Annotated in this window: 11 protein-coding genes; 3 read left to right on the top strand and 8 right to left on the bottom strand. The window is 47.9% G+C overall.

Annotated features, from left to right (window positions below):
- Window positions 1–64: 64 nt before the first annotated feature.
- From FT643_RS09590 to FT643_RS09615, 6 genes are all read right to left on the bottom strand, one after another.
- Complete coding sequence (locus FT643_RS09590; RefSeq protein ID WP_156871184.1) at window positions 65–1,831, bottom strand: ATP-binding protein; 1,767 nt, start codon at window positions 1,829–1,831, stop codon at window positions 65–67.
- A 281-nt stretch (window positions 1,832–2,112) separates the two neighbouring features.
- On the bottom strand, window positions 2,113–3,666 hold the full coding sequence (locus FT643_RS09595) for an OpgD/OpgG family glucan biosynthesis protein (protein WP_232340070.1): 1,554 nt from the start codon (window positions 3,664–3,666) through the stop codon (window positions 2,113–2,115).
- 249 nt (window positions 3,667–3,915) lie between these two features.
- Window positions 3,916–4,716: an OmpA family protein gene (locus FT643_RS09600; protein ID WP_156871186.1), complete on the bottom strand. Its 801-nt coding sequence runs from the start codon at window positions 4,714–4,716 to the stop codon at window positions 3,916–3,918.
- Window positions 4,717–4,752: 36 nt separating this feature from the next.
- Complete coding sequence (locus tag FT643_RS09605) at window positions 4,753–5,118, bottom strand: DUF4398 domain-containing protein (protein ID WP_156871187.1); 366 nt, start codon at window positions 5,116–5,118, stop codon at window positions 4,753–4,755.
- A gap of 256 nt (window positions 5,119–5,374) precedes the next feature.
- Entirely contained in the window at window positions 5,375–6,415 is a 1,041-nt protein-coding gene (locus FT643_RS09610; protein WP_156871188.1) for an endonuclease/exonuclease/phosphatase family protein, read from the bottom strand.
- 53 nt (window positions 6,416–6,468) lie between these two features.
- On the bottom strand, window positions 6,469–7,368 hold the full coding sequence (locus FT643_RS09615; RefSeq protein WP_156871189.1) for an adenylate/guanylate cyclase domain-containing protein: 900 nt from the start codon (window positions 7,366–7,368) through the stop codon (window positions 6,469–6,471).
- 118 nt (window positions 7,369–7,486) lie between these two features.
- On the opposite strand from FT643_RS09615, the gene hisI reads away from it, so the two are divergent.
- On the top strand, window positions 7,487–7,921 hold the full coding sequence (gene hisI / locus FT643_RS09620; protein WP_156871190.1) for a phosphoribosyl-AMP cyclohydrolase: 435 nt from the start codon (window positions 7,487–7,489) through the stop codon (window positions 7,919–7,921).
- Between the two features lie 115 nt (window positions 7,922–8,036).
- On the opposite strand, the gene ppsA is transcribed toward hisI, so the two are convergent.
- A complete protein-coding gene (gene ppsA / locus FT643_RS09625) occupies window positions 8,037–10,400 on the bottom strand; it encodes a phosphoenolpyruvate synthase (RefSeq protein WP_156871191.1) in 2,364 nt (787 codons plus the stop codon).
- Window positions 10,401–10,690: 290 nt separating this feature from the next.
- On the opposite strand from ppsA, the gene ppsR reads away from it, so the two are divergent.
- The gene (gene ppsR / locus FT643_RS09630; protein WP_156871192.1) at window positions 10,691–11,509 is read left to right on the top strand and encodes a posphoenolpyruvate synthetase regulatory kinase/phosphorylase PpsR; all 819 of its coding nucleotides are present in this window, start codon (window positions 10,691–10,693) and stop codon (window positions 11,507–11,509) included.
- A 58-nt stretch (window positions 11,510–11,567) separates the two neighbouring features.
- Window positions 11,568–12,923: an aminodeoxychorismate synthase component I gene (gene pabB, locus FT643_RS09635; RefSeq protein ID WP_156871193.1), complete on the top strand. Its 1,356-nt coding sequence runs from the start codon at window positions 11,568–11,570 to the stop codon at window positions 12,921–12,923.
- Window positions 12,924–12,950: 27 nt separating this feature from the next.
- On the opposite strand, the gene thrH is transcribed toward pabB, so the two are convergent.
- Window positions 12,951–13,568 carry a bifunctional phosphoserine phosphatase/homoserine phosphotransferase ThrH gene (gene thrH / locus FT643_RS09640; protein ID WP_317621988.1) on the bottom strand — a complete coding sequence of 206 codons (618 nt, stop codon included), beginning with the start codon at window positions 13,566–13,568 and terminating at the stop codon, window positions 12,951–12,953.
- Window positions 13,569–13,737: the final 169 nt, after the last annotated feature.

Here is a 13,737-nt window from a genome sequence, read left to right on the forward strand (position 1 = left end):
GAACAAGGTAATACTTCAGGAAAAGGCGATGATCCAGGGGCAGTTTAAGCAACTCCAGGGCTCGCTATGATCGTGTTAGAGCCAAACTTGTCAAATTTGTCGGTTCTTCCACAGAACCCCTAAAGAAAGGGTTTCCCGCTGTTTTCTGTTCCACTAGTTCAGCAAGTGGGGTTACGGTTTCGGGGTCGCTAACCAGCGTGTCTGAAAGCAATTCGGTCAAGTTGCCCCGATTGAGTGGCTGGAGCTGTATCTCATCAATTGGTGCGCCACGCTCACGAATGGTTTTAAGCGTCAGTAGAAACGGGTGGCCTGTCTGTACCTCGTTATCTCGATACGCACCAATCACCAGCAGATAGCGATTGTTAAGGTCCGGGTTGGTGAGCAACTCCAGAACACGCAAACTGGCGTTATCAGCCCATTGCAAATCATCAAGAAAAACAACTAAAGGATACTCTGCAGCGGAAAAAACCCGTATAAAACTATGAAACACTAAATAAAAACGCTGCTCCGCTTCCAACGGCGGCAAATCTTGTACGCTGGTTTGCGGACCGATGATTAGTTCAAGTTCACGTAAAAGCTCAACCATCAGTTGCGCATTGGAACCCAGGGCATCCATAATTTTCAAGCGCCATTGACCAAGCTGTTCTTCATTTTCGGTCAATAATTGGCGCATCAGATCACGCAACGCGGAAACAATTGCACTATAGGGAACGTTACGATGCAGTTGATCAAACTTTCCTGAAATAAAATGAGCGCGTCGCTCCGTTACCGGTTTGTATATCTCCTTGATGGCACAGGTCTTTCCAATTCCCGAATAACCGGAAACCAAAACCAGATGGTTTTCGCCCTGACTTACCTGATCGAATACGCTAAGCAGCTTGCCGACCTCTTTTTTACGTCCGTATAAGCGCTGCGGGATCTGGAATCGGTTGGGTATATCCTGCCGACCCAATTCAAACGGTTCGATTTTTCCCGTTTCAGAAAGTGCATCAAGGCAGTGTTTTAGATCGTTCTGAATGCCTTGGGCACTCTGATACCGATCTTCTGCCATTTTAGCCAACAACTTCATAATAATATTGGATACCGGTAACGGTATCAGCGGATCAACATCTACCGGTGGCGTCGGTTGTTTTGCAATATGGCTATGGAACCACTCAATCGCCTCCGACACTTCGAATAGGTGACGGCCGGTAAGCAGCTCGTATAGTGTTGCCCCCATGGAATAAAAATCGGTACGATAATCAATGGACCGATTCATACGTCCGGTTTGCTCCGGCGAAACATAGGGCAAGCTCCCTTCCAACACATTCGCATTTGCGATGGCTGCCTGCTCCCGGGTCAGGTAGGACGAGATGCCAAAATCGATAATTTTGAGCACACCCGTTTCCGGATTAAAGACGATGTTGGAGGGATTTATATCTTTGTGAATAATGTTGGCTTGATGAATTTCTCCGATACCCTGTGCCAGCTTGATAGCGATTTGCAGAATTTCCTGCAATGAAAACCGACGTTGCTTGGCCAGATTATCCAGTGAATCACCGCCAAAATCTTCTAATACAACAACCGGCGTATTATTAATGTTTTCAAGGCTATAAACACGGATAACACTGGAAACCTGAAGCCGCTTTGCCATTTCAAACTCATGCTTCAGGCAGGCACTGGCTTCCCTTAGGGTTTGCTCCTGAGCGATGGATTTCAGCAGCACAGGCATGTTGTCCGATAAGCGTCTGGCCCGGTAAATACGCGTTGGATCGCCATCAAAGATAAGGGCTTTTACGGAATACCCGGGTAAATTGCCCCCGGCAAGGTCTATAGGTGGAGCGCTACTCATATATCGGGCCGAATAAATGCTATTTACTGACTTTTAGTCGTGTATTTAAGAATAGTTGAATAACTGGCCCGGTCTAGCTGGCAACGGAAAAACGATTGATCTCACACTGTTTTTCAGCTGTCCGGCTACTTTTATGTCAGTCAGATCTGCAAAATGTAAATGATTATTGTTCTAGTCTGGCCTGGGTTGAGAGGAATCGCTCCGATCTGCCTTTGCAGCGGATTTTGAACAAAAAAAGCCGTCAACTTAAGTAGGTTGACGGCTTTGTTAAGGGACAGATTTTATTTGAGATGACCTGCATTATGCAGCTTTCGATCCGCTTTAGCTGGAGGAATCCATTGGTAAACCCAGGTTTCAGTTAAAGGAGCACCACCTGATTCCAAGTACAATCGTATGGTGACCGGGTCTTGACTAGCACCGGGGACTAGGTCGAACATGGCCCTGAATCCGCCCAGGTGGTGTTGAGGCCTAACAGAGGTTAGCTCCACCTTACCGCTCGACGCAGTTACCTTCGCTTTCAACCCGGCGCCTTCACCGATCATCGGCAAGTTACCGCCTGCAAAATCCACCACGAACCGTTTGCTGTAATATTTTCGCTTCTGACCAACTACACCACCAATTCCGGTGTAAGTATCGGCTACTTTTGCCAAGCCGGATTGAGACGGAGGTTGGCTACCCCAAACCATATTATAACTGAACAACAGTTCCTCTCCGGCTGCCACCGGTTTTGATGGATTCCAAAACGCCACAATGTTATCGAAGGTTTCATCAAGGGTGGGTATCTCAACCAACTGAACCGATCCTTCTCCCCAATGGTTTAGCGGTTCAATCCAAAGACTCGGACGCTTTTCATAAAACACACCATCATCCAGATAGTGTTCAAAGTTGCGGTCTCGTTGCATCAAGCCAAAACCCTTTGGCTGATTATCCTGGTACGCGTTGAATTGCAATTGCTCCGGATTTGTTAGTGGCCGCCATATCCACTCTCCGGCACCGGTATTAATGAGCAAACCATCAGAATCGTGTATTTCCGGGCGCCAGTCCCAACCAGCGCGCCGGTCATTTTCACCAATCATATACATACTGGTAAGCGGTGCTACGCCAAGACGTTCGATTTTTTTGCGTGGATAAATTGCCGCATCGACTTTCATTACCAGGTTGTCTCCCGGCGTAATCGTAAACTGATAAGCCCCGGTTGCGCTGGGAGTGTCAAGCAGTGCGTATACGGTCGCGGTGCCACCCTTTGCCTCCGGTTCCTGCAACCAAAACTGAGTGAATACCGGAAACTCTTCCCCTGAAGGCAATGCAGTGTCGATCGCTAAGCCTCTGGCGGACAGGCCGTATTGCATTTCCGTGCCAACAGCTCGAAAGTAACTGGCACCCAAAAATGAAAGGATGTCGCGCTCCCAATCCGTGTGGAAATGATAGCGAAAACCGGCAAAGCCAACATCTTCAGGGAGTTTGCTGCCCTTCACTCCCGATTTACCGTAATCGAACTGTTCAGTGGAATACGGTATTTCGGTCGCTTTTCCATTGTGCAGCCGATGTATTTTTACCGGCGTTTTAAAATACAAACCTAAATGAAATAACTCTGCGCGGAATAGGGATGCCGAGTCAGTCCAGATTGCCTGCTCCCGATCGTAACGCAGCTCTTGATATTGATCCCAACTCAGGTTCCGGAGCGATTCGGGGATTTCACCCTCGTGGCCCTGATACGCTTCAACAGAAAGCGATCTTGCTTGCCCTTTTAGCCAGGCATAATCGAACGCTTTTTCAGATTGAGTAATAGAGCCCGCTGTGTGCGCGCAGCTCGATACAAAGAAAATGGGGAGCAAAAAAAGGGGTCTCAGGATATTTCGTTTTTGTGTAACTCTAATCAATATACTTCGCATAGCAACTATTAACTCCAGCAATCCATTACACATTAAGTGTGCCCTGATTCATCTGGCCAAACAATAATTCAGGGGCAAAGCAGGCTAAAAATGTGAGGGGTTGTGAACCAGGTGGTGTTACTACATAGCAACCCAATAGCAAAAAAAAGGCCAGCACAAAGTGCCAGCCTTTTTTCTCTACGAGTGTAGTGCTTATCGGCTAGGTGGAGTGTAGTCCTGGTCTGGCTTAGACAGAACAACTTCCACTCTTCGATTTTGTTGTCGACCTGCCGCTTCTTTGTTACTGGCGATAGGAAACTGCTCTCCATAAGCTTCAATCGAAATGCGTTCACGCGCCACATTCAGTTTTTCAAGCTCGTTTAACACGGCCTCTGCACGCTTTCTGGACAACTGTTTATTGTAAGAGGCTTTGCCCTGCGAATCCGTATAGCCCTCTATAGTAATATTGGTATCCGGGTTATCATTCAGAAATTGGGCTAGACGATCCACCGTGCGCTCACCGCCGGGCTCCAACTGGGCCTTATCGAATTCGAACAACATATCCTGAAGGGTTAAAACGATGCCGCGCTCGGTGTTCTCCGCCTTGGCGTCTTTAACCTGGCTTTGTAACTGGGATAACTGTTGCTCCGTTGACTGAATCTTTTGATCACGGGCCGAAAGCATTAACTCAGATCGCCGCTGGGTAGCGGACTCCAATTGCTTCTGGATGTCTCCCAACTCTGCTTGCTTTTTGGTGATCTCAACTTTTTGCTGCGCCAGGTAGGCTTCGTGATTGAACTCAACTTCATCGCCATCGTCCCACGCTTTTGTGGCGTTTTCTACCTGCCGTTCCGCAGCCTGTAGCTCTACCGGAGCGTACTTATTGACGTTCTCACTTTGTTGTAGTGACGAAAGCTCATTAGTTAAACTGGTCATAGATTCTGGCGGGGTATTGGTTGCGCACCCGGCTAAAAGTAAAATGGGGAGTCCCACGATACACAGTGTAGTCTTCATATTTTATTCCTCCGTAAAATTAAGCTAGGCAAAGAATCAAGAGCTAACCTTCAGCTCACTTTTGAGTGTTTCCAAGCTAGCATTAACTTCTTCTAGCGCTTCCTTCATCTTTTCGGTTTGAGCAGTGACTTTAGCTAACTGAGCATCGGCGGATGCCTGTTCAGCTAGGCGCTTTGCTTCGGGATACTCTTCAGCATCCATTGCCTTTTTAGCTCGCTCAATTTTTTCTTTCGCGTTATGCATAGCCAGCGCCGCAAATTCCGATGCTGATTCTGCAGTTGCGGTTTCTACATCTGCTTTAGCTTGATAAAACTCTGCTTGGGGAGGTTCCATCGTGCTGCATCCCGAACCGAACAGGCCGGATAAGATGAGCACCCCGGCGGTATATTTGACTTTATCCATGTTATTTCTCCGCTTAGAAGGATTCTGAAAGGTCGTGGTAACTGCTTAGCTGACCAAACCTAACATGATTATAGGCAATAACCGGTCCAACATTGTTTTTTGCCTTAAATACAGGAACATTCCGTATCTTTGACTAAAAAAACGCATGTTTTATGTAAGGATTTCAGCGGGGAGAGACGTAGTTTGTAAAGGCTACAAAATAAGCGTTACCCGAATACACCTTTTTCAGAATTTGGGTGAGACAGCCGCCGTAGATTTAATTACATAATTCCAGTTCAGATACAAACGCAAAATGGTCTGACCCGACATCAGGAAGCCGAAATCTTTTAGCGTTACAAAATTGATCGTTTATCAACACATGGTCAATCGCAAAACCCAGTGCAGCAGGCAACCAGGCAGGCCAGCTATTATTCAGGCTCCAAAACGAATCTGCGTGACTCAGATTCGTTTCCCGCTGAAATTTTCTAAAGAGTGTATTCCAGGGTGTCGTATTCATGTCGCCTGCCAACAGCAAGGGTACCCCGGACTGCTGTTGATATTTTATCAGTTTAGTTAATTTACCTATTTGTTTATTACGGGAGCGGATTCGATGAGCATCATGAGGCGATTCAAGGTGAACACCGATAATATCGATAGGTTTATCTTGCAACATAATTCTTGATTTAATCGAAGGTAACCTGGGATCTTCGGGCAAGGTTTGCATACGGGATTCAAGTTTATATTTAGAGAACAATGCCAGTCCGGGTTTCATATAATGTTTGTTTTGCAAATCATGATAAGGGAGTGTTTCCCGTAGCTCCCCGACCAGATAGTCGTAAACCGGTGTCGTCACCTCCATCAAGACAACGACATCAGGATCCACTTGTTGGATAGATCGTACTACCCCGGAAACGTTTCGATTGGCTTCGTAAATATTCTGGCTATATAGTCGAAATGAATGGCTGGCTGTAGCTGAAGACGGGCCCGGTGCTAGCGTAGGATACGCTGAACTCATCCAATAGAGATTGAATAGTAGCACCGCGCCCATCGAAACTATCATTCGCCAATCTTTTGTCAAAAGTAAACAAATGCACAACACACAATACAAAACGGATATTTGCAATCGCGCTTGATTCAACATATCTGCCTGCAAATTCCCGCGAATCCAAACAGGCAGGAGGGCTACAAGCGCACAAACAGCAATTGTCAGCCACAATAAAAGACTCATCTTACTACTCACAGAATCCACCTTGTTCAATAAATCCAAGTCACTTTTGCAACTCTTTCTTCCTACGTAAACGCCATGGTTCAGTGCCACAGCGCGCTGCTTTGACTATCGGAATCCAATAATGTGCCGCTGCGAATAGACCGTTAAGAGCGCAATTCGTACGATATTAAACAATCAGAATCAGCGTTGTCTTTGAAGGAACCCATCGCAATGATCCCCTGACCGGTTAACAGTCTGGATTGTCGATGCAGGCGAATCGTCTTGGCTCTATTTGACAGGTTTGGAGTCGAGTAAGAGATAAATGTTCCGTTGGTGCTGTGATCGGTGATTTGCCAGTCGTTGGCCAAGAACTCCAGTTTCAGGTGCGCCCGGGAAACCAACGGGCTACACACCATGTGATCACAGTCATCACCCCGCCCTATTACAAAAGGACCCATTTGCGGAGTGAGTTTGATGACCTCCTGATTAAGCCTAAGGTATAATTTTTGCGCCTCCGGAGTATTGACCACCGTCTGGGAATAGGCATCAAATACGGAAGTGGCATCGGCTGTGTTCCAGACGACCTCTTCGATCACCAGCGGTTTCGATTTTCCTTTGACCAAAGTCGTTTGATATTGCCGAATACTCAAACACGCGGGACAGTCTTCCTGCGACAAGTATCGAATGGAGCTTCGGGTTGCAATTATTCGATCAGGCTCACATAGAGACGCCACTCTGGCCGCCACATTGACGGTATCACCGAACGGGTGTCCATGATGGTAGTCCACGATTCCAAAGTGGAATCCAACCCGGATTCTCACCGTATGGGACTCCAGCACCGGGCTGCGCTGAAAATGCTTCTGCATAGCGATGGCTGCAGAGGCCGCCTCTGATACCGTCACAAAGGTGAGCATGGCTTCATCACCAATGGTTTCAACCAATGTGCCGTTGTAATCATCTGCGTGCTGAGCGATACGGCTGAGGCTTTCGGAAACGCATGTATGAGCCACCGTGTCTCCTAATTGCTCATACATTTCAGTACTGCCGGACACGTCTGCAAACATGACAACTCTACGAATTGGTGTGTTCCTCGACAAAGCGTTTCCCCAAAGCGTTGGATATACAGTAAAATCGGCCCCTGATGATCAACGTAAAAAACAGGTGGAATCAGACTGAATCGCTATGAATCTATTCAAGAAATATGAATCCAAGGATCCGGGGTATCAAATTGAACTGGAGTCCATGTTATCGCAAATCCAATATAATGATCAGGGTTTGATACCGGTAATCGCACAGCAGCACGATACCCATGAAGTATTGATGCTGGCCTGGATGAATAAGGATGCCCTGGAAGAGACCTTAAAGACCAATCGGGTATGTTATTGGTCCCGCTCTCGCTCCGCGCTCTGGCGCAAAGGTGAGAGCAGCGGTCAGATCCAGCTATTAAAAAGTCTGTCACTGGATTGTGACGGTGACACCATCCTTATTCAAGTCGATCAAACCGGCCCCGCTTGTCACACCGGGCGCCGTCATTGCTTTTTTTACAAGGTCGGAAATGACCGCATGGAAGTTTCAGGCGAAGTCATGATTCCACCGAACGAACTGTATAAGAAGTAGTAGCTGATATAAATAAGAAAGAGCGTAATCAAAGCCCATCGATTACGCTCTTTCCTGTTTTGTGATGTAAAACACAGAAGCACTCTGACGCCCCGAGCGCTACTGACGAGCGGATTTAGTTATTTTCCGCCAGATAGAACCAGGTTTCCAACACGGAATCAGGATTCAGAGAAATACTATCTATACCAATCTCCATTAACCATCGTGCCAGGTCTGGGTGATCAGAAGGTCCTTGACCGCAAATCCCCACGTATTTACCGGCTTTGTTACAGGCATCAATCGCGCTTTTCAATAACGCTTTTACCGCGGGGTCACGTTCGTCAAAAAGGTGAGAAACGATTCCTGAGTCCCGATCGAGCCCCAAGGTAAGCTGGGTCAAGTCATTGGAACCGATAGAAAACCCATCGAAATGCTCAAGGAACTGCTCTGCCAGAATCGCGTTGGTGGGCAGTTCACACATCATGATGACACGCAGACCGTTTTCCCCCCTCTTCAACCCATTGTCTTCGAGCAATTTTATTACTTGTTCGGCTTCACCCACCGTCCGCACGAAAGGTACCATCAATTCAATATTATCCAGCCCCATTTCTTCGCGCACCCGTTTCATTGCCCGACATTCAAGCTCGAAACAATCGCGGAAACTTTCAGAGATATAGCGGGAAGCACCCCGGAAACCCAGCATCGGGTTTTCTTCTTCCGGTTCATATAATTTCCCGCCTATCAGATTGGCGTATTCATTGGATTTGAAATCGGACAAACGCACGATGACTTTTTTCGGATAGAACGACGCTGCCAGGGTTGAAATCCCCTCCATGAGTTTTTCAATATAGAACTCAACCGGACCGGAATAACCGGACATTCTGCGCTGTACCGATTGTTTGACGTCTTTAGGTAAGGTATCAAAATTCAATAGTGCTTTCGGGTGCACGCCGATCATCCGGTTGATGATAAATTCGAGACGCGCCAAACCGACACCGGCACTCGGCAAGCCCTGAAAATCAAAAGCGCGGTCCGGGTTACCGACATTCATCATAATTTTAAATGGCAGTTCAGGCATCGAATCAAAAGAGTTTTTCTGGATATCAAAGCCCAGCTTACCGTCGTATACCATGCCGGTATCACCTTCGGCGCAGGACACGGTGACCTCTTGGTTTTCCTGCAAAAGATCGGTGGCATCACCACAGCCGACTACGGCAGGAATGCCCAGCTCACGGGCAATGATTGCTGCATGACAGGTACGGCCCCCGCGATTGGTCACAATGGCTGATGCTCTTTTCATGATGGGTTCCCAATCGGGATCCGTCATATCGGTCACCAGTACATCACCGGTTTGTACTTTATCCATTTCACGCAGGCTGGAAATCAGCTTCACCGGGCCACTACCGATACGTTGCCCGATGGAGCGTCCTTCAACCAGAACCTTGCCTTTTTCTTTTAGCAGGTAACGCTCCATAACATTGGACTGTCGGCTTTTTACGGTTTCTGGCCGCGCTTGAACGATATACAGCTTGCCATCGTCGCCGTCTTTAGCCCATTCCACATCCACCGGGTGTTGGTAGTGATTTTCAATTATGATGCACTGTTTGGCCAGCTCCTGTATTTCTTCATCGCTGATTGAAAAGCGTTGCCGGTCTTCTTTTTCGACATCCACGGTTTCTACAGATTTGGCTGTTGTAGTCTGGCTGCCGTAAATCATTTTGACTGCTTTGCTTCCCAGGTTGCGGCGTAAAATTGCCGGTCTACCTGCGTTCAGCGTGGATTTATGAACATAAAACTCATCGGGGTTCACCTGACCCTGCACCACGGTTTCACCCAAGCCGTAGGCTGCGGTAATAAACACAACATCGCGGAAACCGGACTCGGTATCCATTGAGAACATAACACCACTGGAACCGGTGGCGCTGTTGACCATACGCTGAACACCCGCAGACAGAGCAACCAAGCGGTGCTCGAAGCCTTGATGTACACGGTAGGAAATAGCGCGGTCATTAAATAGGGAGGCAAATACTTCTTTTATTGCCAGGATGACGTTTTCAACGCCGTTGATGTTGAGAAAGGTCTCTTGCTGGCCGGCGAAAGACGCATCGGGTAGATCTTCCGCTGTGGCAGAGGAACGGACCGCAAACGATATTTTTTCGTTGCCGTCCTGCAGTTTGACATAGGCTTCGCGAACAGCGTCTTCCAATGCAGGTTGTAACGGCGCATCCATAATTGATTGACGAATTTCTCTGCCGACTTCTGCAAGCTGATTTACATCACTGACATCCAACTTGTCCAGCGCAGAATGAATCTTGTTATTCAAACCGCTGACTTCAAGGAATTCCCTGTAAGCATCTGCCGAGGTGGCGAAGCCGCCTGGTACTGAAACTCCGGCTCCGGCAAGATTACTGATCATCTCGCCCAATGAGGCGTTTTTACCGCCGACTCGTTCGACATCATTTTTTGACAGATCCTGGAACCAGATTACGTAATCGTTCAAGATCGTTCTCCCTACCTTATAATGAATGAAAATCAAGGCACTTTTGGTGCCTGGCCTCAAAGGGGCTAATGTTGGCCCCACTAGGTTACGTACTTCTAACCATGACTCATCGTTCACCGCTTTTTTTGCGGTCATATCCGTATCCGAGTGTCCCCCGGAAACGTTGATTTACATGGCTATATCCTGCAGTTAGACGCGAGATTCTACTAAAAAAGTCAATAAATTACTCGTTCTAAATATTTATTCACGTTAAATTATTGCGACTGTTTTACCCTGCTCAGGAAGCCCGAATGAAACGTACTGTATTTTTTATCTCTGATGGAACCGGCATCACCGCAGAGACATTGGGACATTCCCTTTTGGCCCAATTTGATACGCTGGACTTCGATCAAGTTACGTTACCGTTCACTAACGACCTGACCAAGGCAGCGGATGCAGTCGCCCGAATTAACAAAGCGGCAATGACAGACGACATGCCACCGGTGGTGTTCAGCACCCTGATCAATGACGATATCCGTGAAGCGCTGGCTGAAAGCAACGCTTTTATGCTGGATATCTTTTCCAGTTTCCTCAAACCCCTGGAAGAGGCGTTAGGCGCTGAGTCATCCTACTCAGTTGGTCGCTCCCATTCCATCGTCGATGATCAGAGTTACCAGGTGCGTATCGATTCGGTAAACTACGCTCTGGACAACGATGACGGCGCCCGTACCCGCCATTATGATGCAGCCGACGTGATACTGGTCGGTGTGTCTCGCAGCGGCAAGACACCCACCTGCTTATATCTGGCACTTCAGTTTGGTGTGAAAGCCGCAAACTACCCCCTGACGGACGATGACCTCGACGATCTGAACTTGCCAAAAGCATTAAGAGCTCACCGTAACAAGTTGTTTGGATTAAGCATTGAGCCGGAGAGATTAACGGCAATCCGCACTGAGCGAAAACCAAACAGCCGGTATGCATCGATAAATCAATGCGAAAGCGAGGTGCGTGGAGCCGAAGCAATATTCAACCGCTTTGGAATTCCTTTTGTGAACAGTACTCATGCGTCTATCGAAGAGATTTCGACCCGGGTTATAGAAGCCGCAGGAATAAAGCGTAGACTCGTTTAAATACAATTAGATACATCCTAATTTTAAAGTAATCTATTCTTATCAGAAGTATCCTTAAATGCCCCTTCAAACGTTTGAGCTGCCCTATTTTAAAAAGTCCGCTGAGGCATTTTCCCGCATCAGGACACTAGGCAACGGCTTCCTGCTCGATAGTGGGCACGGGTATCCGGATTGCATTGATATTTTTTCTGCGGCACCGGTGCAGATTGAGCAGTTCACATCGTTGTCACCCCAGAGTCTGCAGTCCAAGCTCAAGCAGCTTACTCTCCACCTACAGCAATGGTCAGACGTTGAAAGCACAACGCCCTGCCCCGGCTGGTACGGTATCTGGAGCTACGAACTCGCGGCGGCTACCGAAAATGTGACGCTGAAAACGAACCCTGAAAACGAAGATGCCAGGCTTCCGGTGTTCTGGATGGGATTTTTCCCCTCAGTGATCATTACCGATCACAGTAACAAGACAACCCGGATGCTATATCTGCAAGACCACCAGAAACATGCAGAAGCGCTGCTTCGATGCCTCAATTCAGCACCTTTGGATGCGCAAACAGCGGAGCCCGAGTTTAGGGTGCTGTCCCCTTTTGCAACGAACCTGACACGGAATCAATACCAACAGCGATTTGACCAAGTTCAGCGCTACATTGAAAGTGGCGATTGTTATCAGATCAACCTCTCGCAGCGCTTTAGCTGCGACTATCGGGGGGATCCGTGGCTGGCGTATCAGCGTTTATGCACTGTGATGTCTGCCCCTATGGGCTGTTATTTTGATGGAGACGACTGGACGTTACTGAGCTTTTCCCCAGAACGATTTATTCGTCACCGCGATGGCGTTGTCACTACCCAGCCGATTAAAGGTACCCGACCACGCGCAGAGGACCCGGTACTTGACCAGGCTCTTGCTAAGGAGCTGTTTAAAAGTGAGAAGGATCGCGCTGAAAACCTTATGATTGTTGACCTTCTCAGAAACGACCTTGGGCGCTCCTGTGAAGTGGGCTCGGTGCGGGTAGAGCAGTTGTTTGGCATTGAGTCTTTCTGCAACGTTCACCATATGGTGAGCACCATATCAGGCGCTCTTGGCCCGCAAGTGTCGCCATTGCAACTGCTTGCAGCGGCCTTTCCGGGGGGCTCCATCACCGGTGCCCCCAAACACCGGGCGATAGAAATCATCGATGAACTGGAGCCGGACTGCCGACATTTTTACTGCGGCAGCGCGCTCTACCTGGATGTGTGTGGACGGATGGATTCCAATATTCTGATCCGAAGCCTGTTAGCCCATAATGGTCGTCTGATTTGCCATGGTGGAGGCGGCCTGGTGGCCGACTCCACCTGGGAACAAGAGCACCAGGAAATTCAGGATAAAGTGGGGAGTATCTTAAACACACTTCAACAATCTCATAAATCACATCAATATTGACTTATAACATGTTGTTATTTAGTTACTTTATAGTTCCAGCTTTCGGTTTGAAGCAGCTATAAACTGCTTTTTGAGATCATCGAATGTGGTGACCGAAGGAAATTGTGGGAATTCGTCTATTACTTTTTGTGGTGCCTTGAACAGGATACCGGCTTCCGCCTCACTCAACATGGTGGTGTCGTTATACGAGTCCCCCGCTGCAATACAGCGGTAATTGAGCGAGTGGAACGCCTTGATTGAAGCTCGCTTAGGGTCTTTCTGACGCAATTTATAATCCACAATTTTGCCATCCTCGGCCACTTCCAGGCGATGACAAAACAAGGTTGGCCAGCGTAACTGACGCATGAGCGGTTGTGCGAATTCATAAAAGGTATCGGAGAGGATTACCACCTGAAAACGCTCTCTGAGCCAATCTACGAATTCCAAAGCACCGTCCATCGGAGCAAGTGTATCAATCACTTGCTGGATTTCCTTAAGGCCCAGTTTATGTTGGTTAAGGATTGATAGGCGCTGCTTCATCAATACATCATAATCCGGAATATCCCGCGTGGTGGCCTTCAGCTCCTCGATTCCGGTTTTTTCTGCGAAGCTGATCCAGATTTCCGGCACCAACACCCCTTCCAGGTCAAGACAGGCTAATTCCACAACACTCTCCAGTATTTGATTAGTTAGGTAAATTTCTGGCGCAACTCTAACGATATTCGGCATCTGTTGCAATTAGTCACGTTTAAACCGTAACTAAGTTTGTGAACTGCCAGAGTTCTTGTTCCAGTAACGCAAGAGCGCGTGATATGGTTTGTTTACGTGAAGAAAT

The sequence above is a fragment of the Ketobacter sp. MCCC 1A13808 genome (genome assembly GCF_009746715.1).
Taxonomy (GTDB): Bacteria; Pseudomonadota; Gammaproteobacteria; order Pseudomonadales; family Ketobacteraceae; genus Ketobacter.